The organism is Algoriphagus sp. A40 (assembly GCF_002002735.1).
GTDB lineage: Bacteria > Bacteroidota > Bacteroidia > Cytophagales > Cyclobacteriaceae > Algoriphagus.
Genome location: NZ_MUNY01000078.1, coordinates 136,858 through 161,295, shown reverse-complemented (window position 1 = coordinate 161,295; position 24,438 = coordinate 136,858). Strand labels below are relative to the sequence as shown.

General features: G+C 44.3%; 25 protein-coding genes. 4 read left to right on the top strand and 21 right to left on the bottom strand.

Going from position 1 to position 24,438, the window contains the following annotated elements; genetic code table 11:
- Positions 1-5 precede the first annotated feature (5 nt).
- The 4 genes from B0E43_RS20605 to B0E43_RS20590 form a co-directional block, all read right to left on the bottom strand.
- A complete protein-coding gene (locus tag B0E43_RS20605) occupies positions 6-194 on the bottom strand; it encodes a hypothetical protein (RefSeq protein WP_077353270.1) in 189 nt (62 codons plus the stop codon).
- Position 195: 1 nt separating this feature from the next.
- Positions 196-1,734, bottom strand: a complete 1,539-nt coding sequence (gene gltX / locus B0E43_RS20600) for a glutamate--tRNA ligase (protein WP_077353269.1) — start codon at positions 1,732-1,734, stop codon at positions 196-198.
- Between the two features lie 178 nt (positions 1,735-1,912).
- The gene (locus B0E43_RS20595; RefSeq protein ID WP_077353513.1) at positions 1,913-2,857 is read right to left on the bottom strand and encodes a pyridoxal-phosphate dependent enzyme; all 945 of its coding nucleotides are present in this window, start codon (positions 2,855-2,857) and stop codon (positions 1,913-1,915) included.
- A gap of 321 nt (positions 2,858-3,178) precedes the next feature.
- A complete protein-coding gene (locus B0E43_RS20590) occupies positions 3,179-3,664 on the bottom strand; it encodes a peptide deformylase (protein ID WP_077353268.1) in 486 nt (161 codons plus the stop codon).
- A gap of 305 nt (positions 3,665-3,969) precedes the next feature.
- On the opposite strand from B0E43_RS20590, the gene B0E43_RS20580 reads away from it, so the two are divergent.
- Positions 3,970-5,874, top strand: a complete 1,905-nt coding sequence (locus B0E43_RS20580; RefSeq protein WP_077353266.1) for an ABC-F family ATP-binding cassette domain-containing protein — start codon at positions 3,970-3,972, stop codon at positions 5,872-5,874.
- Between the two features lie 71 nt (positions 5,875-5,945).
- On the opposite strand, the gene B0E43_RS20575 is transcribed toward B0E43_RS20580, so the two are convergent.
- The 6 genes from B0E43_RS20575 to B0E43_RS20550 form a co-directional block, all read right to left on the bottom strand.
- Positions 5,946-6,662, bottom strand: coding sequence for a DNA alkylation repair protein (locus tag B0E43_RS20575; protein WP_174567134.1), 717 nt, complete (start codon positions 6,660-6,662; stop codon positions 5,946-5,948).
- A 42-nt stretch (positions 6,663-6,704) separates the two neighbouring features.
- The gene (locus B0E43_RS20570) at positions 6,705-9,197 is read right to left on the bottom strand and encodes a TonB-dependent receptor domain-containing protein (protein WP_254423470.1); all 2,493 of its coding nucleotides are present in this window, start codon (positions 9,195-9,197) and stop codon (positions 6,705-6,707) included.
- Positions 9,198-9,388: 191 nt separating this feature from the next.
- Positions 9,389-10,270, bottom strand: a complete 882-nt coding sequence (locus B0E43_RS20565; RefSeq protein ID WP_077353265.1) for a nucleoside phosphorylase — start codon at positions 10,268-10,270, stop codon at positions 9,389-9,391.
- Positions 10,248-11,252 (bottom strand): rhodanese-related sulfurtransferase, encoded by a 1,005-nt coding sequence (locus tag B0E43_RS20560; protein WP_077353264.1) that lies wholly within the window; start codon positions 11,250-11,252, stop codon positions 10,248-10,250. Before B0E43_RS20560 ends, B0E43_RS20565 begins: the two co-directional genes overlap by 23 nt.
- 226 nt (positions 11,253-11,478) lie before the next feature.
- Positions 11,479-12,114 (bottom strand): acetyltransferase, encoded by a 636-nt coding sequence (locus tag B0E43_RS20555; RefSeq protein WP_077353509.1) that lies wholly within the window; start codon positions 12,112-12,114, stop codon positions 11,479-11,481.
- 56 nt (positions 12,115-12,170) lie between these two features.
- Positions 12,171-13,466: a DUF2851 family protein gene (locus B0E43_RS20550; protein ID WP_077353263.1), complete on the bottom strand. Its 1,296-nt coding sequence runs from the start codon at positions 13,464-13,466 to the stop codon at positions 12,171-12,173.
- A gap of 193 nt (positions 13,467-13,659) precedes the next feature.
- On the opposite strand from B0E43_RS20550, the gene B0E43_RS20545 reads away from it, so the two are divergent.
- Complete coding sequence (locus B0E43_RS20545) at positions 13,660-13,911, top strand: type II toxin-antitoxin system Phd/YefM family antitoxin (RefSeq protein ID WP_077353262.1); 252 nt, start codon at positions 13,660-13,662, stop codon at positions 13,909-13,911.
- Positions 13,908-14,180 carry a Txe/YoeB family addiction module toxin gene (locus tag B0E43_RS20540; RefSeq protein ID WP_077353261.1) on the top strand — a complete coding sequence of 91 codons (273 nt, stop codon included), beginning with the start codon at positions 13,908-13,910 and terminating at the stop codon, positions 14,178-14,180. Before B0E43_RS20545 ends, B0E43_RS20540 begins: the two co-directional genes overlap by 4 nt.
- 22 nt (positions 14,181-14,202) lie before the next feature.
- On the opposite strand, the gene pyrF is transcribed toward B0E43_RS20540, so the two are convergent.
- The 10 genes from pyrF to B0E43_RS20490 form a co-directional block, all read right to left on the bottom strand.
- Positions 14,203-15,018: an orotidine-5'-phosphate decarboxylase gene (pyrF, locus tag B0E43_RS20535; protein ID WP_077353260.1), complete on the bottom strand. Its 816-nt coding sequence runs from the start codon at positions 15,016-15,018 to the stop codon at positions 14,203-14,205.
- Between the two features lie 126 nt (positions 15,019-15,144).
- Positions 15,145-16,017: a lysylphosphatidylglycerol synthase transmembrane domain-containing protein gene (locus B0E43_RS20530; protein WP_139352840.1), complete on the bottom strand. Its 873-nt coding sequence runs from the start codon at positions 16,015-16,017 to the stop codon at positions 15,145-15,147.
- Between the two features lie 140 nt (positions 16,018-16,157).
- The gene (locus B0E43_RS20525; RefSeq protein ID WP_077353259.1) at positions 16,158-17,156 is read right to left on the bottom strand and encodes a glycosyltransferase family 2 protein; all 999 of its coding nucleotides are present in this window, start codon (positions 17,154-17,156) and stop codon (positions 16,158-16,160) included.
- Positions 17,157-17,237: 81 nt separating this feature from the next.
- Complete coding sequence (locus B0E43_RS20520; protein WP_077353258.1) at positions 17,238-18,746, bottom strand: glycosyltransferase family 39 protein; 1,509 nt, start codon at positions 18,744-18,746, stop codon at positions 17,238-17,240.
- 66 nt (positions 18,747-18,812) lie between these two features.
- On the bottom strand, positions 18,813-19,118 hold the full coding sequence (gene hpf / locus B0E43_RS20515) for a ribosome hibernation-promoting factor, HPF/YfiA family (protein WP_077353257.1): 306 nt from the start codon (positions 19,116-19,118) through the stop codon (positions 18,813-18,815).
- Positions 19,119-19,155: 37 nt separating this feature from the next.
- A complete protein-coding gene (locus B0E43_RS20510; RefSeq protein ID WP_077353256.1) occupies positions 19,156-20,040 on the bottom strand; it encodes a tyrosine-type recombinase/integrase in 885 nt (294 codons plus the stop codon).
- 112 nt (positions 20,041-20,152) lie between these two features.
- The gene (gene rpsU, locus B0E43_RS20505) at positions 20,153-20,347 is read right to left on the bottom strand and encodes a 30S ribosomal protein S21 (protein WP_077353255.1); all 195 of its coding nucleotides are present in this window, start codon (positions 20,345-20,347) and stop codon (positions 20,153-20,155) included.
- Positions 20,348-20,773: 426 nt separating this feature from the next.
- A complete protein-coding gene (gene atpC, locus B0E43_RS20500; protein WP_077353254.1) occupies positions 20,774-21,022 on the bottom strand; it encodes an ATP synthase F1 subunit epsilon in 249 nt (82 codons plus the stop codon).
- An 88-nt stretch (positions 21,023-21,110) separates the two neighbouring features.
- On the bottom strand, positions 21,111-22,613 hold the full coding sequence (gene atpD / locus B0E43_RS20495; protein ID WP_077353253.1) for a F0F1 ATP synthase subunit beta: 1,503 nt from the start codon (positions 22,611-22,613) through the stop codon (positions 21,111-21,113).
- 154 nt (positions 22,614-22,767) lie between these two features.
- Entirely contained in the window at positions 22,768-23,322 is a 555-nt protein-coding gene (locus B0E43_RS20490) for a C40 family peptidase (RefSeq protein ID WP_077353252.1), read from the bottom strand.
- A gap of 110 nt (positions 23,323-23,432) precedes the next feature.
- Between B0E43_RS20490 and B0E43_RS20485 the strand changes: the two genes are divergently transcribed.
- A complete protein-coding gene (locus tag B0E43_RS20485; protein WP_077353251.1) occupies positions 23,433-23,672 on the top strand; it encodes a hypothetical protein in 240 nt (79 codons plus the stop codon).
- A gap of 3 nt (positions 23,673-23,675) precedes the next feature.
- Here the strand turns inward: B0E43_RS20485 and B0E43_RS20480 are convergent, their stop codons facing one another.
- A complete protein-coding gene (locus B0E43_RS20480) occupies positions 23,676-24,380 on the bottom strand; it encodes a hypothetical protein (protein ID WP_077353250.1) in 705 nt (234 codons plus the stop codon).
- Positions 24,381-24,438 lie beyond the last annotated feature (58 nt).

Here is a 24,438-nt window from a genome sequence, read left to right as displayed (position 1 = left end):
AGGCATTAATCTTCCTTGCTTTGATCATCCCTATCCTTTAGTTTTTTGTCCTCTACATTTTTGTTGAGAAACTCGTTGATCTTGTCAATGGAAAAACTGGACGAAATTTCACCAAAGGAATTTATTTCCATTTTGAAGCCCTTGAGCTCTTCATGAACCCGGGGCTCTTCTTCTTTTTTCTTCTTCTTGGTCATCTTATGCTACAACGGTCAAAGTGCTTAACGCAAATCGAATTCTTTTGGCCACTTCCATGGTACCCAAGATAGCAAAAACCTCCATCAAGTCTGGACCAGCACCGGAACCAGTGACTGCAAGACGAACTGCTTGCATTACTTTGCCCAGCTTAATTCCTTCGGTTTCGGCTGTGCTTTCGAGCAAAGCCTTGGCAGTCCCCGCATCAAAAGGACCACTAAATCCCTCCAATGTGACAGCATAGGCTCCCAGGACTTTAACTGCATCAGCGTTCCATTTTTTTGAGGCAATTTCCTGATCAAATTCAGTAGGTGCACTTACGATAAATTTACTTTCCTTCCACAAGTCAGCAGGAAATGTGACTCTCCCTTTGACAAGATTCACGATAGCTTCGGTCTTATCGGCGGGCACTTCAAAACCCTCCGCATTTGCATCAGCTATGAAAAAAGCCGCGAGTTCATCAATTGGTTTCACCTTCAGGTATTGCTCGTTGTACCATTTGGCTTTGGCAATGTCAAACTTGGTACCGGACTTACCGATTCTCTCCACAGAGAAGGCTTCCACCAGTTCCTCAATTGTAAAGAGTTCTCGTTCGTCGCCGGGATTCCAACCCAGAAAGGCCAGGAAGTTCAAGAAAGCATCCGGCAAATAGCCTTGCTCACGGAATCCGGAGGACTTTTCTCCAGTGAATGGATCTGTCCAATTCAAAGGGAAAACCGGGAAACCCAACTTGTCACCATCCCGCTTGGAGAGCTTGCCATTTCCGTCTGGCTTGAGCAAAAGCGGAAGGTGCGCAAATTGCGGCATGGAATCCGCCCATCCAAAATAGCGATAAAGCAACACGTGAAGCGGTGCTGAAGGAAGCCATTCTTCTCCCCGAATCACATGGGTAATATTCATCAGATGGTCATCCACAATATTGGCTAGGTGGTAAGTTGGCATCCCGTCAGATTTCATCAACACCTTATCATCCAGCGTACTGGAATTCACCATCACCCATCCCCGGATCATGTCATTCAGGCGGACCTCTTCATTTCTTGGGATTTTGATACGAATCACATAGGGTTCACCGGATGCATGACGCGCTTTTACTTCCTCAGCGGTGAGCGTGAGGGAATTTTTCATCTGAGTCCTTGTGATGCTGTTGTACTGAGGCTGTACGACCCGGGCAGCGGTGAGTCGTTCACGCATCGCCTCGAGTTCTTCAGAAGTATCGAATGCGTAATAGGCATGCCCTTTCTCGACCAAATCAAGCGCATACTGCATGTACATAGGCTTACGCTCTGACTGTCGGTAGGGACCGCAGCCTCCGGGATTCCAAGGGCTTTCGACAGGGGAAATCCCCAGCCATTCCAGCGATTCCTTGATGTAATCCTCTGCTCCGGGTACGAAGCGTGTTTGGTCGGTATCTTCGATCCGGAGGAGAAATTTCCCTCCCATTTTTTTGGCAAAAAGGTAATTGTATAGGGCGGTGCGGACGCCGCCGATATGCAATGCTCCGGTAGGAGACGGGGCAAAACGTACGCGGACTTCTTTGTTCATGGGTGTAGTTTTCTCAGCTTTAAACCCGAAAAACGGGGCGTGGTTTCGTGAAAATCAGGGGGCAAAGATAGAAAAATGTTCCTGAATGGGTGTTGAATAATGGGAAAGTTGGAAGGTTGAAGCCTTCAAAAAAGATAAATCTAGCTTGTCCTAAAAGAGACTATTCAATTTACAGTTTTCAAAAAGGCAACTTCCCCAAATCCACATTTCCTCCAGAAAGAATTATCCCGACTTTTTTGCCTGCAAACCGCTCCTTATTTGCCAACAAGGCTGCCAAAGTAACTGCACCGGAGGGTTCGACTACGATCTTCATCCGCTCATAGAGCAGGCGCATGGCTTCGATCGTCTGAGGGTCAGTAGCCAGAAGGATATCGGTCACATAGGCTTGAATCAGCTGGAAGTTGAGTTTCCCCACCGTGGTGAGCAGCCCGTCGGAGATGGTATTAGTCTTTTCCAGAGAAATAATGTGACCTGCATGAAAAGAGCGATAGGCATCATCCGCACCAGTCGGTTCCCCTGCAATCACTTTCACCTTGGGATTCAGATAGTGAGTTGTCAAAGCGGTGCCTCCCAACAAACCTCCACCTCCAACCGGAGCCATCAGAAAATCCAAATCAGGCTGGTCTTCCAGCATTTCCAGTGCACATGTGGCTTGGCCCTCGATCACATCTAAGTAGTCAAAAGGTGGGATGAAAACAGCACCAGTTCGCTCCACGACCGCTTCCAGGGTAGTTTCCCGGGCTTTGAGAGTAGGTTCGCACTCGATGATTTCTCCGCCGTAACCTTTGACCGCTTTCTTTTTGATCTCAGGAGCGTTGGACGGCATGACGATGTAGGAAGGTATTCCAGCTACACTTGCTGCACGCGCAAGTGCGGCGGCATGATTACCAGAACTATGAGTCGCTACGCCTTTGGCCCGTTGCTCGGGAGTAAGTTTCATGACCGCATTGGCTGCACCTCGTGCTTTGAATGCGCCCACCTTTTGGAAGTTTTCGCATTTGAAAAAAATCTCACAACCTGCGATTTCATTGATCGCAGAGGAAGTCAGGATTGGAGTTCGGTGGATAAAAGGCTGGATGCGGGTGTGAGCAGAGCGGATATCGGAGAGGGTGGGGAAATTCATTTTGTAAAGATATGAGAAGGGAAATACAATGGAAATACCGTTGAAATACACTTTGCTTCGTGAAATAACCAAGCTGAAATACGATGGAAATAAACTCCGGTGCGCTGCGTGAAATAAAACCAAATTGAAGGCTTATAGTCTGATTCGGCTCAAAAACCTCCAAAAACGAGGTAAATACGGCTCAATTTCACCATGATTTGAGCCGTATTTTCTTTTAAAATGAGCCAATTAGGAAACGATCTGAAATTCCCATCCGTCTAGAAAAAAGTATTTCTATCGTATTTCTCCCTTATCTCTATTTTATTTCCAAAGTATTTCAACCTATTCTTTCCACTTAAAACTCTTCTCATCAATAGCTCGCATCGTACACAGAATTCCGTCCAAGTGATCATATTCATGCTGAATCAATTCTGAAATGGCCCCGTCAACGATCCAAGTCTGCTTTTGCCAGTTTTCATCCGTGTATTTCAAAGTCAAAGATTGGTAGCGTTTGACTTTGACCAGAAGATTGGGAAAACTCATGCAGTCGTCCCAAAGTTCGAATTTTTCATCGCTCAAGTTTTTCAATTCGGGATTCAAAATGATGTAAGGTCGATCCAAGTTCAGGTAAAACATCCGCTTCATGATCCCCATCTGCGGCGCAGCAATTCCCCTCCCAAATCCATATACCCGCCTGATATCCTCCATTGCTTCGTGAAGTTGCTTAGTCCATTCGGGAACCAAAGGAAGGTCAGCTCTCGAGACGGGTTCACAGACTTCATACAATCTTGGGTCGCCGAGTTTGAGGATGTCTTGGAGCGTTTTCATTTCGAAAGATAAGTTGTACGGTTGCCTGCAGCAAGCAGGAGAAAAAATGGGAACATGCTGCAGGAAATTGGCCAGTGGCAAAATATTCTTTGCAAATAGAAGCTCCTACATTCCTGCGCAAATTTTCTTAAAATTTTTATTCGGCTCATTAATCCAACAAACTGGAATAAATTCGGCTCAATACCAGGCAAATTTGAGCTGTATTCGATTGGAATTTGAGCTTTAAAAATCATCTGATAGGCACACAACAGCTTAATGTTCAAAGTGAGAAAGGTTCCCAGTCTACTTTTTCATACTTTTGCGGCATGAATTACCTTTCAGTTGAAAATCTCAGTAAGGCTTTCGGAGAACGGAAGCTTTTTTCAAATATATCCTTTGGAATTTCCCAAGGACAAAAAATAGCTCTCGTTGGTATTAACGGCGCTGGAAAGTCCACTTTGATGAAAATCATCATGGGTCAGGAAATCGCTGACACCGGCCAAGTCGGAATCAACCAGTCCGTCAAGATCGCCTATGTCCATCAAAACCCGGTTTTTGAAGGCTCACTGAGCATCTACCAAACCATCTTTGACCAGAGCAACAGTGAAATCCTGAAGGTAATTGAGGATTATCACAAGGCGCTTTTGGACTCGGAGCGTGGGATTGACAACTCGGATAAGATGTCTGATCTTTTTGAGAAAATGGATGCGTTTCAGGCTTGGGATTTTGAATATCAGGTAAAGGAAGTGCTGGGAAAACTCGGGCTTCACGATACCGATTTGCCTGTTGGGACGCTCTCCGGTGGGCAGCGCAAGCGAGTCGCGTTAGCAAAAGCCATCCTTGAGAAACCTGATTTGCTTTTGCTTGACGAACCAACCAACCATTTGGATTTGGAGACGATTGAATGGCTCGAGGACTATTTGGCAAAAGCCAACCTTTCACTTTTCATGGTGACTCACGATCGTTACTTTTTGGAGAAAGTCACCAACGAAATACTTGAATTAGATCAGGGAAAAATTCACCGCTACCAAGGCAACTACGGCTACTTTTTGGACAAGAAAGCCGAGCGAATGCAAAACGAAGACATCGAAATCGAAAAAGCCAAAAGCCTCTACAAAAAGGAATTGGACTGGATTCGACGTCAACCAAAAGCCCGTGGCACCAAGGCCAAATACCGAGTAGATGCTTTTGAGGAAACCAAAGAAAAAGCCTTCACTAAGCGAGAAGAGCGTGATATTGAGCTTACGGTTTCTACTCAGCGACTTGGAAATAAGATTCTGGAAATCGACAAAATCTCGAAAGCTTACGGAGAAAAAACGCTTGTCACGGACTTTTCATACGTCTTCAAAAAGAAAGACCGAGTAGGAATTGTCGGACCAAACGGGGCAGGAAAAACGACTTTCCTCCAAATGATCACCGGATTGAATCAACCTGATTCAGGCAAAATTTCTGTGGGTCAAACGACGGCTTATGGCTATTACCGTCAGGAAGAAGACCGATTTGATGAGGAAAAGAGACTGATCGATGTGGTGAAGGAAGTGGCAGAAATCGTGACTTTGGACAAAGGTCAGACGATCACCGTAAGCCAGTTTTTGACCCAATTCGGTTTTCCACCAAAGCAGCAATTCACTCCTATTGCAAAAATGAGTGGTGGAGAGCGTCGACGTCTTCAACTTTTGATGGTATTAATAAAGAATCCAAACTTCCTGATTCTTGATGAACCGACGAATGATCTGGATTTGATGACTTTGAATATCCTGGAGGAATTTTTGGACACTTTTCCTGGCTGTCTGATCATCGTTTCCCACGACCGATACTTTATGGACCGATTGGTGGAACACTTGTTTGTGTTTGAAGGAGAAGGCCAAATCCGTGATTTCCCGGGGAATTACACGGATTTCAGGGAATGGGAGAAAGAGAATCAGTCGGAGGACCGAAGACCGAAGACGGAAGAGCCTAAGGTCGAGAAGCAAGAGGCAAGAATTGAGAAGCAAGAATCTGCTCCAAAGATCAAGGCCAGCTACAAGCAGAAACAGGAGTTTAAGAAAACCAACGAAACGATTGCCAAACTGGAAGGCGAAAAGCTCCAATTAAACGATCAAATCGCGGCCGGGACTTCCGACATGAACAAGTTGATGACTTGGACTAGTCGACTTCAGGCAATCGACTCTGAATTGGAGGAATTGGAACTGGCTTGGCTGGAATTGAGTGAATTGGAGGGGATAGAATAAAAAGATTAGCCACTAAGACACTAAGGCGCAAATAAATTTTACTTTGTGCCTTCGCGCCTTCGTGGCAAAATTCAAATTTTCCCCTTCAAAAAATCCTGACGTAACTCCTCCGGAAACTTCTCAATCGCATAGCGCAAAGCAGTTCGGGGCATCGTCTGATAGTGGGTTTTTAGGAATTGAAATTCTGTGTCAAAATCCCGATTTCCAATTTCCCGAAGCATCCAACCGACAGCCTTATGCATCAGGTCGTGAGGATGGTTTTTCAGGATTTCCGCCAAAGCAAGGGCATCGGCAAAGTCTCCCTTTTTGATCCAAAAATAGCTGCTGATCATGGCGACCCGCTGCCGCCAGAGATCGTGCGAACCAGCCAGGTGGTAAAACAGACTTTTGTCCTTTTTCCAATAATAATGACCCAAGATCGCATGGCTGGATGTATCCACCAAATCCCAGTTGTTGACCCAGTCCAGATGATGGAGATAGAACTCAACGAGCTCATGGTGATCAGCTTCTGATTTTAGCTGTTTATAGAGATAAACCAGTATCATCAAAGCCGTAAGCCGAACTTCATGAAAGGGATTTTGAAGTAATTCCGAAACTTCGTCCAATGAAATATCCCGGAAGCAGGCCTTGGCAATCTTTCTTTGCTCCGGCACCGTCACACCTAAAAACTGATCTCCTTCTCCATAACCACCGGGGAATGCTTTGAAGAATTTAGGTAAAAAGGCAGCTTTCTCAGGAATAGCTTTATCACGCAGGGATTCGATGATTTGTTCGGTCAACAGGCTCATGCTTAAATGTAAAAAAGGTCAGCCAATTGCCCAGTTTTTCTTCTAAAAATCAACTCCTCCGAAATCGTCTCCGCCTTCCCTTCTGCTATCGCGGTCCTCTCTATTTTCCTTGAAACCACCGAAACGATAAGTGAATGAAAGTGTCCCGATTCTGGTTTCTCTCTGGAATGTACGGGTCTGGGTAAATCTCGGATCCTGAGTTGTGATCCTGAAATTCCTCGTATTGAAAATATCTGTGACATTGAGACTGACTGTCCCTTTGCCGGAAAGCACCTCGCGTTTCGCTCCGAGATTGATGCTCCATTGGGGCTCGATCTGGCCTTGTGGCTGCACAATCGGGCCGCGGTAATTGCCCTGTAACTGCATGCTAAACCATTTTGGGATGATAACATTGCTCAAAAGAGAGATTGTCCAGCTGAAATTTTCATTGCTGAATCCTTCTTCGATGTTTTCCCCGTTGACTTTGGAGTAAAAGAAATTCCCGGTCAGGGTTGCATCCATATTTTTGGAAACCTGAAACTGATTGATCAACTCAAAACCGGAGCTGGACCGAGTGTCCGCATTCTCCCGGGTTTGGACGGCCACGTTGTTTTCGGTCAGATAAGTGATTCGTGTCTCCACATCGGTGGAATACCGATGGTAAACCGTCGCATTGAGTAGGTAACGCTCCCAGCCTTTCATATACCCAAACTCATAGCTGTCGGTGTATTCCGGCTGCAAATACGGATTACCAATGCTCACATTGTATTGGTCATTGACTTGGTATATCGGTGCCAGTCCCCAAATGCCCGGCCTGGAAATTCTTCTCGAATAATTCACACTTAATTCGTTTTCCTCTCCCAGGCTATAGGTCAGATAGGCACTTGGAAAAATATCGAAGTAATTATTGGGAATTTCCTGGTTGCGCTTTTCTGTTACACCCAAGGTTTCGGTGTATTCAGCTCTCAGTCCTAGCTGATAACCAAGTTTATTTTTTTTGTTTTTGAAAATAAGATAAGCCGCATAGACATTCTCTGTGTAGTCATAGCTTTCTGTCAGGCTATCTACCTCCACCGGCTCAAAATCTGTCGAAAGGTCTCCCTGAGCAAAAACCTGCCCCGAATTCCAGTTGCCAAAAGTCCCTTTAAGTCCAGTTTCTATAGTACCGCTTTTTCCAACAGGTTTTTCATAATCCAACTGTGTCACATAAAGTCCGCTGGTTCGAGGGCGATTATTGGTCTGAACTATTCTTTTTGAAGGATCCTCCTCCCCGTCTCCGTAGTAAAACTGCTGCTCATAAAACTCATCCTGACTTCGCTCGTCTTTGGAATAAGTAAAGGAAGTGAAAAGCTTTTGTCCCAGGGAATCAATCTCCCAATTGTATGTCAGTCCACCCTCGTAATTGGATGAAACGCTGTATTCTTCATTCCTTCGGAAAAATGTGGAATCCAGTGTTCCGCTTGAACTGATATTTCGCTGATTGATATCAGCCAACTCACTCTCATCATCAAAATTTCCCTGAAAATAGAAGCCCAGCGTTTTACCCGGATTTAAAGTGAAATCAACACCTCCACGCACCAAGTGGGTTTTTTCAAGTTCCAATCCATCTTGATCCTGGTCCAAAACGGGAGAAAATCCCTCCAGAGAGGTAGTCCGTGTTCCGCTACCGGATTCGATTTCCCGGCGATCCTGCCAGTTGTAGGAGAAAAAGTAATTCGCCTTTTCCCTCCCGTAATTCAGGTTTACTCCTGCCTGATATTTTTCACGGGTTCCGATCGAAGCATTGAGCTGGCCATTGAATCCTGTTGCTGTATTTTTTTTCAAAATGATGTTTATAATCCCTCCAACTCCTGCTGCATCGTATCGAGAGGAGGGATTGGTGATCAGCTCAACTTCTTTGATGCTGCTGGCCGGAAACTGCGAAAGAATGCTTTCCACATCATCTCCTGACAGGTTGGATGGGCGGCCATTAATATAAATCAGGATATTCCCGCTGCCCCGCATGCTGATTCCGCCTTCGTCATCGACCTGAATGGAAGGCAAAGTCGCCAATAATTCAGCTGCGGTGGCACCTTCGGCAACAATGCTGTTTTCTACATTATAGGTTCTTTTATCGATATCAGACTCGAACATAGAAGTCACACCTTCTACAACTATTTCGTCCAGATTTTGGGATTCCGGTTCCAGTTTGATGGTTCCAAAATTCAAAGTTGGACGATCACCCAATCTGATTTTTTCAAAAAAATCCCTATACCCGATGAATCCAACTCTAAACAGATAATCACCTGGTTTCCCAACAAAAGAAAATGTTCCATCCAGGTCACTCATTCCCCCAGTGACAAGGGTGGAGTCCACAGGATTGAGTAAAGCAATATTTGCAAATTCCAAAGGTTGCTCATTGCTTCCATCAGCAATTTTTCCCTTCAAACTGATTCCCTGAGCCTGGGAGAAATGCACAAGGCCTAAAAAAAACAATAGCAATGAAAATTGTCGGCAGTAGTTCATGTTGTAGTTGAAAATCCAATTCCGGGCTCTTTCAAATAAAATGAAAGGCATTAACAATCAATTATTTATCGGAAACTCCTACTTGTTAAACCTGAAAAATGGGTTGAGGTTTAATTTATAAGACACATAAATTTTCAAGGGTAAAAAATCAATTTCTGAAGTATTTTGGCTTGATAAGCGGATCGAAAATAGGTTTCATCGGTCTTGATTGAATCAAAAGCCAATGCCGATAAGGCGAGAAATCAGGAAATATCAGGACAGAATTTTGTGAAAATATCCAAGGCTGAACGAATCATTTTTTTTACAGTCTCTTCCGCGCTGGGATCAAATACTTTCAAAGGTCGGTTGGCAACGATGGCATTGAGACTGAGGGTACGATGACCCTTCAGTTCTGCCAATGCATAATATCCGGCAGTTTCCATTTCAAAATTTGTCAGTCGGACACCGCCAACCGACATCGCCGCAAGTCGCTCGATCATCGAATCAAACCTCGGCTTTAGCCTTACTTCCCTTCCTTGAGGGGCATAAAATCCCGGACAGGTCAATGTGACACCTCTGATATATTGATTGTCAAGGTAGGAAAGAAGCTCAGGATCGGCCATTGCCTGATAGGGGGTAAAGGAAAGCCCCAACTCCTTCTGTATCGCCAAGGCTATGGATTGATCTCCTGTAGGATGAGGATAAAACTGCATCAGGGAATCCAAGCCTATCCCGATCTCCGATGCCAACAAAGTGCCCACAGGAATGTCTTCCTGCATACTGCCGGAAGTGCCAAGCCGGATGATATTTAGGCTGGTTTTTTCCGGTTTGACCGTACGGGTCTTCAAGTCCACATTGACCAAGGCATCCAACTCGGTCAGAAGTATTTCGATATTGCTTGTGCCCATACCGGTACTCATGGCGGTGACTTTTTTGCCATTGAGCCAGCCCGTGTGAGTGACAAACTCCCGCTTTTTGATCTTGAAATCTATCCGGTCAAAATGCTCAGAAACCAGCCCTACCCGATCCGGATCACCGACAGTAAAAATAAGTGAAGCCAGATTTTCTGGCTTCAAATGTAAGTGATAGATACTTCCATCACGGTTGAGAATCAGTTCGGACTCAGGAATTTGCCGGTTCTCCATGGAGCTTTTGGATCAGTTCTTTACTGGGCATTCGGTGAAGACCTTTGTATGGATTGTACCCGTTGGTGTTTTTTTGGTAATAGCCAGTTCCGTCATATTCGCGCCTTTCCGGGTTTTCCTTACACTCAACCGAGCAAGTTCCCTCCAATTCCCAGCCACATTTTTCGCAAATTGGCAGGTGCTCGTTACAAGTAGGATTTGCGCAGTTCACCATACGGTCGGAGTTAGTCCCGCAGACATAACAAGTAGAGATGACGGTGGGGTTGACTTTGTTGACATCAACTGCGATTCGATTGTCAAAGACGTAGCATTTCCCCTCAAAATCTTCCCCTCCGGCTTCCATGCCGTATTTGATGATGCCGCCGTGAAGTTGATACACATCTTCAAAACCTTGCTCCAAGAGGAAAGCAGAAGCTTTTTCGCACTTGATTCCACCGGTGCAATAAGTCAGCACTTTCTTGTTTTTCAGATGCTCCAGCTCCTTTACTTTTTCAGGAAAATCCCGGAAGTTGTCGATATCGAGAGTAATGGCATTTTTGAATCGACCAAGCTCATGTTCGTAATTGGAGCGCACGTCAAGAATCACCACATCTTCTTGATCTTTTAGGGCTTTGAATTCCTCAGGAGCCAGGTGCTTCCCGGTTTTCACATTTGGATCCAGGTGGCGAAGGGCAGAATGCACAATTTCCGGCTTATAACGGACATGGATTTTGGCAAATGCATGCTTGTCGAAGTAATCGATTTTGAATTCTGTTTTGGAAAATCTCGGATCAGCATGGATGTAGGCCATATATTTTTCGCAGTCGTCAATCAATCCGGAAACAGTTCCGTTCAGCCCCTCGTCAGAGATAATGATTCGGCCTCGGATGTTGTTTTCGACGCAGAACAGATGATGTTCTTCCCGATACTCCTCGGGATTTTCGATTTTTGCGTAGCAATAATACAGTAGGATGCTGTAGGGTTTGTTTTGTGTGTTTTCCATAACTGGAGCCCTGTTTCGGCAGGGTGTTTGGGGACATTTTGATTTTCGATTTCGGATTTACGATGCTTTACATCATCATTTGATATTCAGTATTCGGTGTTCGACATTCCTAATTCTATATTCAATATTCAATATTTATTGATTTCAAAATTACCCGAGCAAATGCTTTAAAATTAGGATTACCCTCGTAATTCGTAAATCTAAAATCCTAAATATTTAATAGTACTTACTTTATCTTCGCCGCCGGGTTACCGAAGACCGTTTCATTTTTACCAACGGAAGCAATCACAACAGATCCCGCTCCGACTCTGGCTCCTTTGCCAACGGTAACCCCAGCCACGATCGTAACTCCTGAACCGATAAAGGCTCCCTCCTCGATGGTCACTTCCGCATTAACAATAGATCCGGCACCGATCTGGACGAAGTCACCGATCACAGCTTTGTGATCAATGATCGCACCGGTATGGAAGATGCAGTGGCTTCCCACTTTAGTTCCGGCACCTATAGTGACATTGGCATTGATGAAGTTACCATGACCCAAGCTGGCATCAGTGGAAATATAAGCTCTATCATGAATTGCGTTTACTGGCTGAACCTTGCGGACTTCAATCAACATTTCCACTAAATACTTGCGATGTTTGACGTCATCCACAGCCACAAAAGCTTCGGTTTTCTTTCCGATCAACTTCAGAAATCCTTCGTCTTCAGGATTTCCCAAAACGGGGATATTGTTAATTTCAGTGCCGTAAAGGCTCTGGTCCTCATCCAAAAAGCCATATACGATGACCTGGTTACTGTTGAAAATCTCAAGCGCGGGATGAGCAATACCTTTTGCTCCCAGAATAATCACCGGTTTGTCCATGAATTCGTTGGTTTTGGCCTGCAAAAATACAGGAAATGACTCGCTTGCGCAAAGTTTCATTTGGATTGACCTTTGAGCAGACTTTGGCCGATTTTACAATTCAGGCATTTCTGAGGCTGGCAAAAGCTCCTAAAAAGTCCAATCATTCCCTGTGAATCAAAAGAATTTTCAGCTTTCCAGCCCTTCTCTCCATACTTACGAATGATGAAATTATTCTCTGCTGGAATGGACTGCATCAAGTCAAAACAACGCTCTTGCCAGTCCGACTGCTCAAAATATCGACCATAAGCAAACCACAAAGGGATCACAAAATTGATAATCAAAAGTTCCAAAGTGCTGCCTGAAATACCCTTTGAAGCAACTTTTTCAGTCGGCTTGCCAAAAGAATAATGATACTTCCAATAATCCGAGGGAGGTATTTGAAGCAGTTTTTTGAATGCCGAAAACTCCTTTCTTTCTTCCATCACAGCCTGAAGCAGATTGGGTGCTTTGGAAAGAATTGCAGCCAATTGAGCGATCCGGATCGTTGGAAAATTGGTCGGACGAGCTCCCATAAAAGTCCAGTGTTGTCTCATCAGAGCCGAATTCCAGCCTAACTTTTTCTGATAAAAATCATGCTCAGCAATCAGGTGCTGGACGTAAGGCTCGTCGGATTTTTCAGGCAAAAGCCCTGCCTGACCAAGCAGCATCGCTTCCAAGGCAGAAACCTGAGTCCGGTGTTTTTGGAGGGTTTTGTAAGGAACCAAGGCTGCCAATTCTCCCATTGGCCGACTGTTAATTTTGAATCCAAAACAGGTGAAAAGCCAACGATAGGCTGTCTCTTCCCAGTCTCCTTTGGTTTTGTCCAAAATCTCAAGAATCAGGTCAGATTTCTCTTGGAGTCTCTCCACCAATGATTTTTCCAGGGCAGAAAAGCGGATAATTTCAGGAACGGTCTGTAAGGCGTGGGAACAGGGAAGATCGGATTTGAAGTCGAGCAGCTGCTCGTAGTTTCTCCAGATTTCAAGAAAAATCTTGCCTTTGAGTTCGATGGTAGGAAGCTGGGTTCCGTCATTTCGCAAGACTTCCCGGTCATTTTCCCAAACCACATGAAGAATCACCGAATTATAAGCCGGATCACCTCCGTGTGCATGTTGCTTCCACTCTGAGGCCAAACGGTGGACTTCCACATGCCCGTAGAGTGTCACCCCGTCGAGTACAACTGTAGCATCCCGAAAGTCCGGACCTTCGCTTTGGTTGTGAAAGCCGACATTCAAGATTTGGACGGATTGACCGTCAATGGTCTTTAGATTTTTCCGGTCGAAGTACTGATACTTCCAGACCAGCTGTAAAAAGTCTTCTCTGAAATTCATAAAAAATTGAGGACTAAAAGTTTATGGAATTTAGTGAAACAGAAAATAAAATTCAACCCCAGAAAAGGTTTGATCCCCTTTCGGTGAAAATAAGCTGTTTCCTTTTTTACTTTATATCCAACAAATCGGATGTATGGAATCCGAACTTTTTTTAAGATTTTTATGTACCAAAAAGGTACAAATCATTTGAATTATGCTAGTAATTAGTTCCAAAGAATTCCGAGACAATCAGAAAAAATACTTTGACCTAGTGGATCAAAATCAACAAGTTATTGTCCAAAGAGGAAAAGATAAATCCTACGTTTTAGTGCCTATCAGTGAGGAAGATCGATTCTTCCTGGATCCAAAAGTAATTGAGGAGGTACAGGAGGGAATGGCTGAGTATAAAACTGGGAAAGTAACCAAAGTGAAGAAAACCGACTTGGATCAACTTCTAGGCGTATGAGTTATGAGTTAGCTTTCACTCAAAAGGCCCTAGATGGAATAGAAAGACTTAAAAAATCAGGGAATACGCCTTTGCTAAAGAAATTGAAAGTTCTTCTTTTTGAATTATGTGACCATCCATTTATTGGGACAGGCCAACCTGAACAATTGAAGCATGACCTGACAGGCCTTTGGTCAAGAAGATTGAACAGAGAGCATCGAATTGTATATTCTGTTGATCAAAGAATTGTAACGGTTACAGTAATTTCAGTGATTGGGCATTACAAATGACCTAAATTCATTGTAATCAAAATCAAAGATACATCTCTAGTAATCCCTTCATCTCTGCCTGCAATTTTTCGGCTTCCTTTCTGGCCACCTTCGCAAAGTCTCTTTCCCCGGAAGCATAAATAATCCCCCGGCTGGAATTGACCAAAAGTCCGCAGGTGGAATTCATTCCGAACTTAGCGACATCTGCAAGACTCCCGCCTTGAGCTCCTACTCCTGGAACCAAAAAGAAGTTTTCGGGAACTACCTTTCTTACTTCCCCAATCAATTCGCCTCGGGTAGCGCCGACCACATACATCAGGTTTTCAGGACTGCCCCATTCCTGACTTTTTTCCAGCACGGATTGATAAAGAGGCTTGCCGTCTTCACCTTTAATCAGCTGAAAATCCAAGGAGCCCACATTCGAAGTCAAAGCCAAGAGGATCACCCACTTGTTTTCAAATTCCAAAAACGGCGTCACCGAATCCTTTCCCATGTATGGAGCAACCGTAATCGAGTCGAAATTCATGGACTCAAAAAATGCCTTTGCGTAGAGCTTGGATGTATTTCCGATATCCCCGCGCTTGGCATCAGCGATGGTGAAAATATCTTTTGGAATGAGCTCGGCTACTTTGGCCAGTGTCTCCCAACCTTTTGCTCCCAAGGCCTCGAAAAACGCAATATTGGGTTTGTAGGCTACTGCAAAGTCTGCCGTCTCTTCGATAATGGCCTTGCAAAAGGAGAAAATCGGATCAGGTTCAGAAAGTAAATGAGCAGGAATCTTCTCCAAATCCGGATCAAGGCCAACGCAGAGAAAGGATGATTTTTGTTGGATTTGGGCGAAAAGCTCGGCTCGGTTCATGGATTTTAGGATTTGGACAAAGGTAGAGATTTAAAAAATTTAGACCAGCCTTGATCCTTGCAGAATTAAAATCCGAATTTAAATCTGCAAGGTTGAAAGAATAGTAAAAATCAGAAAATCTTATGTTTATGATTTTCCAGCCAAATCAGCTTTTACAAAGGCTCCGACCAAAGAAACCGCCGCAGAAATCAGGAAAAACAGTAGACTGAAAGCCACCGCAGCAGTCTCCTCGATCCCCGCATAAGCATGGGCGTAGACAAAAACCAATTCCCGCGCTCCGACTCCTCCTATCGTCAGCGGAAGAACTGCCACAATGGAGGAAAGCAGGAAGACCAACTGATAGGCGAGGATATTTTCATCGATTCCCAGAGCCATCAGGATAAACCAGGCACAAATCAGCTGAGCGATCTGTCCGGCAAAAGACCAAACGTTTGCCGGCCAAAAGGAGGGCAGGAAGTCTTTGAAAAACAACTTTTGCGCAAGCCAAAAAGCAGGAATAGTCACCACCAAACCGGCAATCATCAATCCGTTCCACAACTGACTCTCTAGAAAATCTAACTGAATGTCTACGATCAAAAACAAGCCAAAAAGCAGGAAAACGATCGCAACCAAACCTCCCAATCGGTCTAATAAGGCCGATTGGATCAATTTTTTCACTGGAGTTTTAAATTCCTTGTTCAGCAAATAAACTTTGTAGCCATCACCGCCGATCCCTCCGGGAAGGAAAAGATTGTAAAACATACCGATCAGGTAAAGTCTCCAGTTTTGACTTTCTGAAAGGTTAAGCCCAATATTCTTAAAATAAAGATTGAGGCGAAAAGCAGTAAAAACTTTGCTCCCCACAAATAAAAGAATGGCCGGAATCAACCAAAGCCAATGAATAGATTTTGTGAGTTGGAGAAGTTGGGTGGTGTCGATTTTCCGAAAAACCAGATACAAGGCCAAGCCTGTCAGCAAAAGCTTCAGGGCTGTTTTGAGCTGGTTTTTGAATCGGGACAAGAGAGTTGGAAAGAGTTAAGTGTTAATTGTTAAGCGTTAAGGGTTCTTGGCGCTGCTCCTGGAAAAGCAGCACAACCGGGAGTTCTATTTGATTGCTGCTTCTGGAGAAGCAGCATAACAGTAGATTTTCACTTCACTGCTTACTTTTCACTACTTACCTTGATAGGGTCAGATTCTTGAATTAAATCAGGCTTTGTGGCGCTTCCTACAAAAATCGACTTGACCGAATACGTCTTTTTATTCTGGGATTCAAAATAGGTCCGGACAATGATCTCAGCGATGATACCAGTGGTGATCAATTGGATTCCTCCCAAGACCAAAATAAATCCAACAATCATGATAGGTCGGCCCCAGATGTCCTCTCCCATGATTTTGACAATCAAAAGGTAGAAATTGATAATTACACCGAGTACAAAAGCCATCAAGCCCAAGCCTCCAAAGAGGTGAATCGGACGCTGGAAATACTTTTGGAAAAACAGCATTAAGATCAAATCGGCCATCACTTTGAAGGTCCGACTCAACCCGTATTTTGACTCTCCGTGGATTCTGGGATGATGCTTTACATCCACCTCAGTCATTTTTGCACCCTGTTGCTTTGCCAAAACAGGAATGAAGCGGTGCAATTCCCCATACAAACCCATATTCTGGGCTATTTCAGCTTTATAGACCCGAAGTGTACATCCATAATCTTTAAGGTACACTTTAGTCGTATTTCGGATCACCCAATTGGCAATCTTCGAGGGGATTTTACGGAGCACGAAACCATCCTTCCTGTCAGCACGTCGGCCAGCCACCACATCCCATTCCTCATCGATTGCCTTTTGAAGCATGGCAGGAATGTCAGTCGGATCATTTTGCAAGTCACCGTCCATTGTGGCTATGTATTCACCGGAAGCCATATCGATACCTGCTGCCAGTGCGGTAGTCTGCCCGAAATTTCGATTGAAAATTATCAGCTTGGTGCGTTCATTTGCGTACTTTTTGACTTCTGCTACTGTCCTGTCCGTGGAACCATCTTCGATCAGAATCACTTCATAGTCGACCTCAGACAAGGCCGAATAGGTGGCTTCCAAAAGTGGTTTGATGTTGTCTTCCTCGTTGTAAACGGTGATGACAACTGAAATTAGCGGCTTGGTCATTTACTGAAATTTGGTCAAAAATAGCTGATTTTACCTTGGGGGACAAAAAACCATCCTTCAAAGCCCGGCAATCGACATCTATCAATAGGAGTCCGGAACAAAAGGCTGATAGGATTTAAGGTTTTTCCAAATCTGGATTTTCACCTTTCGGATGGGAATCTCTTTATAATTTGGAATAAAAATTTCCTCATAGATCAAAGTCTCAAACCCTGCCCGGTTGTCCATTGTCTGGTGGTTCATACTTACAAAAACTCCTGTTTTAGCCGTATTCAAAAACTGGGACATATCCGGCCAGAGGTCAAATTGGTTCTTCCGGGACCCCATATTCATCACAAAGCTTTGAGGATTATCATCCAGATAAAATGAAAGCTCTGAAGCCATATGATAAGAGTCCGAGAAGTAAAACTCATTGTCCAAAGCCAGACTATCCTTCAAAAAGTCTAGCCTTTGCGCCAGCGCATCATGTCCGCTAAGCCTGCTCAGCGCCTTTTGCTCCCCTTTCACAACTGGTCCAATGGACTTGAGCCCTGTAAAATCGGGAAGGAGGAAAAGTACCGGAATAAGGATACTCAACGCGATCCCTACCATGGTGAATCGCCTCCAAAACTTGGATTGTTGTACGATCCAACTCCCAAGCACGACCGCAAAACCCGTGTAGGCAAATATTGGCCAGTTGACTTCTGTGCGTTTGATAAAACTGAGTGCCGCAAACGCCAAAAATGTCAAAACCCCAGGCAAGAGCAGGAAAACCGAAGCCTTTTCTCTTGATTTCATCACATCCCTAAAACAAAGCCACCATACCGGTAACAAGAATACCGACACGATCGCCAGCTGACCGGAAAAATACTCCAAAAACCATTTCACAGAATTGCCAAAATCCAAGGACTTGGACTCCGCTCCTCCTGCACCTCCCAGTGTAGCCAAATGCTTAAAAGTATCAAAGTTGTTCTCCCAGTTCCAAATCAAAGCCGGCACAAACCCAAGCAAACTTATCAAGACAAAAAGGACAAAATTCTTTCGATGAGGTCTAAAAGCTTTGGTGTAAACCAGAAAAATCAGAACTGTAGGCATGATCAGAAGCATAACTACTTTTGCCATCAAGCCTAAAGCTGTAGCGATCCCGGCCCAAATCCACCAAGTCGTTTTTCCTTCCCGAATTCCCCTATAAGCCAGATAAACACCCAAAGTCCAAAAAAAAGTGAGCGAGGAATCGGTCATGTGAAAAGTCGAGGCAAGCCACCAAACCGGCATGGCCTGAACCACCAATGCGGACCAAAATCCAGCTTTGGGACCGGAGAGGTAGCTGGCGAACAGGTAGGTCACCCAAGAAATCCCAACACCACAGACAATCGCATTAATCCGGACACCGAGTTCCGTATTTCCGAGAATTCCGGTACTGAGGTAATTCAGGACTGCGACCAAGGGCGGCTTGGAGTAATAATGCCAAGCCATATTCTGTGACCAAAGCCAATATTGCGCCTCCTCAGTAAACAGGTCAATCTCCGGACGAAGGGTGAAAATGATCTTGACGGCGGCAAGGGCAATCGTGATTACCCAAAAGCGCAAGTGATAGTTAGGCTCTGTTTCCATTTGACAAAGGGCAAAAATAAAAAACCCCCGGGAAACCGGGGGTTTAAACCTATTTATTTGTCAAGATCACTGTTTGACCAGGACCACTTTCTCCTTGTACTTTTTGATTTGCCTTCTCAAACCTTCTATTGCCTCATCTGCAGCTGCTTCAAAAGAGTCGTCTTGGTGCTTGGCAAAAAACTGCTTTCCGGGCACATTCAGCTTGATTTCGACTATTTTATTTTCATTCTTCTCATTTTTATCCAGTCTCATAAAAACCTCCCCATCAATGATTCGATCAAAGTAGGTGTCCAGTTTGTCCGCCTTTTTCTGAATAAAGTCGATCAATTTGCTATCCGCGTCAAAGTGGATGGAGTGCATCTGCAGTTTCATAACGATTTGCATTTAAGTGGTTGAACAATTGATTTATTTACGCTTTAGGATGTGCCTGTTCGAACACAGCCTTCAGTTTTTCCATTGAATTGTGAGTGTAGACCTGCGTAGCGGCCAGACTTGAATGGCCCAACAGGTCTTTGACAGCATTGAGATCGGCTCCTTTATTGAGCAGGTGAGTGGCAAAAGTATGCCTGAGCAAATGGGGACTGCGGCGCGTATTTTGCGCAAAAAGGTCCAAATAATGTCTGACTATCCGATAAATCATCATAGGGTAGCTTTGTTCGCCCCGATTGCTCACAATAAAGTACTCATTCCCCTCAATTTTTGAAAACCTTTCTTCAAATTCTTTCTTATACAAAATGATATTCTGTTTAAGCATTTTTGTAAAGGGAATTATTCTTTCTTTTTTGCGTTTTCCCAAAACTTTCACCTGGTCTTCAATCAGATTCAAGTCTTTCCATTTGAGTGCAGTCAGTTCCGAAAGCCGGACACCGGTGAGGTACAAAAACTCCATCACCATCCTGTCCCGCTGGCCTTCAAAGCTTGGCTCATAGACGCTTTCTTCTAATACGGACTCAATGGTCGTTTCTTGTAAAAACTCCGGAAGTTTTTTAGGGTTTTTAAGGGATTTTAACTTGTAAGTCGGGTCTTGGGAAATCATTCGGGACCGGAGAAGGAATTTGAAAAACGACCTCAGCGTGGCAATTTTCCGATTGACTGAAGTGGTGCTTAGCCCCTGCTCCACAAGCTCGATCACCCAAGCTCGCAATTCTGAGTGGGTGCATAGACTCAGCTCTTTGAGTTCAAAAGAAAGCTCCACAAACTCCGCCACCTGCTCCAAATCTTTTCGATAAGCCAGCACTGTGTGAGGGCTACTACGCTTTTCGTACTCGAGGTAATTGATGAATGAGTCAATCATTACCCAAAAGTTAACAGAAAATCGGAATGTGCAAGCTGACTATTGTCACCGTATAAAACAAAAACGCACTTGCCTGAGGGGCAAGTGCGTCTGTATTTGGAATCAAATCCGATTACTTCATTTCTTCGTTGCGAAGTTGTTGCTTGTAAGCAGCTTTGATGACCTGTGCTCTTCTTACGATAGAAGGCTTCGTGAAAGCCTGACGGGCTCTGAGTTCACGAACCGCACCGGTTTTGTCAAACTTCTTTTTGAAGCGCTTCAGCGCTTTTTCGATGGATTCGTTCTCTTTTACGTTTACAATGATCATAGTATACACCCCCTTTCGTGGCTGCAAAAGTAAGAAATTATTCTTTTATTCCACCCACCCCTCCATTATTTGTTTAACAGGTTGATGGGATAGTTGGGCGGACAAACCGGTTTTAGCTCCTTTTTTCAGTTTTATCCGCTAAACAGGCAAATTGATCAGCAATTCAGATCAAAACCGATCGCTTATTTTTTTAAACATCTGAGGCTGCCTTATCCTTTATTTGAACATGCAACAATTTATTTATTCCTTTAACCATGAAATATTTTATGTGTATCCGCAATCTCGCACGTGTCCTAAAAAATAGGGGTATGTTGATGGTTTGAGGCAAATTCCCTGAAGCGATTCTGGGAGAACTATAATTTGACCCGGAAACAAAAAAGTCCAACCCTTGCGAGTTGGACTTTTATTTTATTATTCTGTAGTAGGTTAGCCGATGACTTTTTCGGCCAAAACCACAATCACATTGTCTTTGACCTCCACTACTCCGCCATCTACGATCAAGGATTGCTTACCGCCTTCCTTTGTTGTAAAGGACACTGTTCCTTTTGCCAAGGCCGACACGATCGGAGCGTGGTTATTCAATACCTGAAAAGATCCGGATGCTCCCGGAAAGCTCGCTTCGGTAACTTCCCCTTGGAACACTTTCTTTTCTGGTGTGACGATTTCTAATTGCATGCTATTTTCGTTATTAGATGTTGGTTATTGAGTTATTAGCATCTCCGTTATGCCGAGACCAGTAACTAATAATCATTAACTTTTCCTCTTATTTTACTTCAGCAAGCATTTTCTCACCTTTGGCGATCGCATCTTCGATGCTTCCCACCAAGTTGAATGCTCCTTCAGGAAGGTGATCCAACTCACCGTCCATGATCATGGTAAAGCCTTTGATTGTGTCTTTGATATCTACCAACACTCCTTTCAAGCCTGTAAACTGCTCAGCTACGTGGAAAGGCTGAGAAAGGAAACGCTGCACACGTCTTGCTCTGTGTACGACCTGCTTATCCTCTTCGGAAAGTTCTTCCATACCAAGGATGGCAATGATATCCTGAAGTTCTTTGTATCGCTGAAGAATCTCTTTCACTCTTTGAGCGCAACCGTAGTGCTCTTCTCCAAGAATATCCGGAGAAAGGATCCGGGATGTAGAATCCAATGGATCCACCGCTGGGTAGATACCCAATTCGGCAATCTTTCTTGACAATACCGTAGTGGCATCCAAGTGCGCGAAAGTCGTCGCAGGAGCCGGGTCAGTCAAGTCATCTGCAGGTACGTAAACCGCCTGAACCGAAGTGATTGAACCGTTTTTGGTAGAGGTAATTCTTTCTTGCATGGTACCCATTTCGGTAGCCAATGTAGGCTGGTAACCTACCGCAGACGGCATACGTCCCAAAAGTGCAGACACTTCAGATCCCGCCTGAGTAAATCGGAAGATGTTGTCGATAAAGAACAGGATGTCTTTTCCCTGTCCGCTTCCGTCACCATCTCTATAGTATTCTGCCAAAGTCAAACCAGTCAAGGCTACACGCGCACGTGCTCCAGGAGGCTCGTTCATTTGTCCAAACACGAAGGTTGCTTTGGAATCTTCCAGTTTCTTAAGATCCACTTTAGACAGATCCCATCCGCCTTCAGTTTCCAAGCTATGTAAAAAGTCCTCACCGTAAGTCACGATACCAGACTCGATCATTTCTCTCAAAAGGTCATTTCCTTCACGGGTTCTCTCACCCACACCTGCAAATACTGACAAACCGGAATAAGCCTTGGCGATGTTGTTGATCAATTCCTGAATCAATACAGTCTTACCAACACCAGCACCACCAAAAAGACCAATCTTACCGCCTTTTGCATAAGGCTCGATCAAGTCGATAACTTTAATACCTGTATAAAGAACCTCTGTAGAGGTGGAAAGATCTTCAAACTTAGGAGCAGATCTGTGGATCGGAAGTCTCTTGCCTGCAGGAACCTGAGGAAGACCGTCGATCGCTTGACCCACTACATTGAAAAGACGGCCTTTGATCGCCTCACCGGTAGGTACTGAGATAGGCTCACCCAAGTCTCTTACTTCCATACCGCGGACCATCCCTTCGGAAGCGTCCATCGCAATCGTACGTACTCTGTCTTCGCCTAAGTGCTGCTGAACTTCCATAACGACCACTTGGCCGTCTTCTTTGGTTACTTCCACCGCGTCAAGGATGTTCGGCAGTTTACCGCCTTCAAAGGAAACGTCCACAACCGGGCCGATTACCTGTGTTATCTTTCCAATATTTGCCATTTGTAGAATGAAATGTAAAAAGGATACGCTTTTTTAATTCGAGCGAAAAATTAAGCAGAAAAGCCTAATCCCAAAGGATATTTGGAAAATTAATCCAAGCAGAATTCCCTAATGCCCAGCAAGATTAATTCTGGGCCATTTCTCCGATATTTTATTACTCAAGAATCCGCTTCGCAAAGAGAAAAGTCCCAGACCAATACTTGTTGCTCAGGTAATCTTCTGTCACACCCAGCGAGGTGGAGGCATGGATAAAACGGATATCAACTTTTGTCGCTTCGGTGACAATGCCCGAATGGGTCACCTGGTTTTTCTTTTTTCCTGTGGCAAAAAACAACAAGTCTCCTGGCTGCACCTGTGACAGATTGACCTTTTGGCCAAGTTTGCTTTGATCCTCGGACCTGCGTGGCAAATTGACCCCAATGGCATAATAGGAATGAAATACCAAAGCCGAACAGTCCATGCCGGCTCGCGTGGTTCCGCCGTATTTGTAAGGTGTACCGCGATAGGTTTTGGCAGTTTCTATGACCGTGAATGCCGGAGATTCTTTGGAAACCTTTTTTGATTTACAGCCCGAAGCCAAAAAAAGACCTACTAATAACAAGAGGGAAAGAACAGGCAAAAATCGGGAATTGGGGTTCAAAGCGACTTGAAGTTGGTTTGCCAATTTTACATTCGACTGTGCAGGAAACCAACTTTTTTGGAAAACCATTTTTGAGTTTCTCGGAAAATATCATCTCGCCCTGACACCTTTCTCTTTGTTCATCCCGGTTTGCAGACCATTTTCCTTAAATTGGGATATCCGAAACACAGCGACACCAGATGAGCCGGGAAGATTTCCATAGTTTGCCTTTGCATCAAAAGATAAAGACCCTCTACATCGAGGGTACTTTTGTGGTGGGCATTCGGTACTACCGGCATAAGATCAACCTCTACTTGTTGGAAGATGAATACGTGGAGGTTTTTTACAATCACAAGCTGGACAAAATCGACAAAATTGACTTTTTACAAAGAGACCACAGCCGGATGAAATTTTACCTGGACCAGATTAAGATTGCCTGAGATCTACTGTTCAAATTCTCCTTGATAAAAGTCCTCCCGATAACGGAATTGCCCTGTTCCTTTTAGTTTTCCTTCTTGGGCAGCTATGGTTGGATCAGAGGCTTTCATTGGAAGATCAAATTCTACCACTACCTCAATTTTGCGTACATCTTCGCCCGAAAGGCTTTTTACAATTCCCTCTTGTATAGCCAAAACACGGATTACCCCTCCACGTGAAGGAGAAAAGTTTTCGGGTAAATAGGAAAAGTATTTTTCCTGATTTGCCAATTGAATCCGAAACTTGCTGAAGCTGGTGTAATTCGGATCCGAATCGGCCTTGGACTTTTCAGTCAAAAAAACTTCCAATAACTCCTCATATGGGTAATAGGTGTTAAACAAGTCATTGAAGACCTGAGCAGGTACATTTTCGCCCGTTGGGGTATCATCCGGCAAAGGTCTTGAGGGAGATTCCAGGTTTAGGGACCATTTATGATCGAATGTTCTGATTCCCAAAAAATGACTGCCTTGGTATTTTCCATTTACTCCGATGGTTCCAATTCCATTTCCGGACCGAATACCCGTTGTTCCAAAAGTGCTGCCATCCGGCAAAGTTCCTTCAAATCCCACTCCTCCTGCAAGTTCCAGAGGATCTAATACATCTTCCTCTCCGCATGAAAAAATGGAAATTATTAAAAGCAATGCTGGCAAAATCTTCAAAGCGTTTTTCATTTTTGGGTCAGTTTTGTTTCAAAAAAGATTACGGATTGGAAACGATTTGAGAATGGAA

Bases quoted from the DNA above. Each gene is read 5' to 3' on its own strand.
- B0E43_RS20605 (WP_077353270.1), bottom strand. From the start codon at position 194: ATGACCAAGAAGAAGAAAAAAGAAGAAGAGCCCCGGGTTCATGAAGAG.
- gltX (WP_077353269.1), bottom strand. From the start codon at position 1,734: ATGAACAAAGAAGTCCGCGTACGTTTTGCCCCGTCTCCTACCGGAGCA.
- B0E43_RS20595 (WP_077353513.1), bottom strand. From the start codon at position 2,857: ATGAATTTCCCCACCCTCTCCGATATCCGCTCTGCTCACACCCGCATC.
- B0E43_RS20590 (WP_077353268.1), bottom strand. From the start codon at position 3,664: ATGAAAACGCTCCAAGACATCCTCAAACTCGGCGACCCAAGATTGTAT.
- B0E43_RS20580 (WP_077353266.1), top strand. From the start codon at position 3,970: ATGAATTACCTTTCAGTTGAAAATCTCAGTAAGGCTTTCGGAGAACGG.
- B0E43_RS20575 (WP_174567134.1), bottom strand. From the start codon at position 6,662: ATGAGCCTGTTGACCGAACAAATCATCGAATCCCTGCGTGATAAAGCT.
- B0E43_RS20570 (WP_254423470.1), bottom strand. From the start codon at position 9,197: ATGCCTTTCATTTTATTTGAAAGAGCCCGGAATTGGATTTTCAACTAC.
- B0E43_RS20565 (WP_077353265.1), bottom strand. From the start codon at position 10,270: ATGGAGAACCGGCAAATTCCTGAGTCCGAACTGATTCTCAACCGTGAT.
- B0E43_RS20560 (WP_077353264.1), bottom strand. From the start codon at position 11,252: ATGGAAAACACACAAAACAAACCCTACAGCATCCTACTGTATTATTGC.
- B0E43_RS20555 (WP_077353509.1), bottom strand. From the start codon at position 12,114: ATGGACAAACCGGTGATTATTCTGGGAGCAAAAGGTATTGCTCATCCC.
- B0E43_RS20550 (WP_077353263.1), bottom strand. From the start codon at position 13,466: ATGAATTTCAGAGAAGACTTTTTACAGCTGGTCTGGAAGTATCAGTAC.
- B0E43_RS20545 (WP_077353262.1), top strand. From the start codon at position 13,660: ATGCTAGTAATTAGTTCCAAAGAATTCCGAGACAATCAGAAAAAATAC.
- B0E43_RS20540 (WP_077353261.1), top strand. From the start codon at position 13,908: ATGAGTTATGAGTTAGCTTTCACTCAAAAGGCCCTAGATGGAATAGAA.
- pyrF (WP_077353260.1), bottom strand. From the start codon at position 15,018: ATGAACCGAGCCGAGCTTTTCGCCCAAATCCAACAAAAATCATCCTTT.
- B0E43_RS20525 (WP_077353259.1), bottom strand. From the start codon at position 17,156: ATGACCAAGCCGCTAATTTCAGTTGTCATCACCGTTTACAACGAGGAA.
- B0E43_RS20520 (WP_077353258.1), bottom strand. From the start codon at position 18,746: ATGGAAACAGAGCCTAACTATCACTTGCGCTTTTGGGTAATCACGATT.
- hpf (WP_077353257.1), bottom strand. From the start codon at position 19,118: ATGAAACTGCAGATGCACTCCATCCACTTTGACGCGGATAGCAAATTG.
- B0E43_RS20510 (WP_077353256.1), bottom strand. From the start codon at position 20,040: ATGATTGACTCATTCATCAATTACCTCGAGTACGAAAAGCGTAGTAGC.
- rpsU (WP_077353255.1), bottom strand. From the start codon at position 20,347: ATGATCATTGTAAACGTAAAAGAGAACGAATCCATCGAAAAAGCGCTG.
- atpC (WP_077353254.1), bottom strand. From the start codon at position 21,022: ATGCAATTAGAAATCGTCACACCAGAAAAGAAAGTGTTCCAAGGGGAA.
- atpD (WP_077353253.1), bottom strand. From the start codon at position 22,613: ATGGCAAATATTGGAAAGATAACACAGGTAATCGGCCCGGTTGTGGAC.
- B0E43_RS20490 (WP_077353252.1), bottom strand. From the start codon at position 23,322: ATGGTTTTCCAAAAAAGTTGGTTTCCTGCACAGTCGAATGTAAAATTG.
- B0E43_RS20485 (WP_077353251.1), top strand. From the start codon at position 23,433: ATGAGCCGGGAAGATTTCCATAGTTTGCCTTTGCATCAAAAGATAAAG.
- B0E43_RS20480 (WP_077353250.1), bottom strand. From the start codon at position 24,380: ATGAAAAACGCTTTGAAGATTTTGCCAGCATTGCTTTTAATAATTTCC.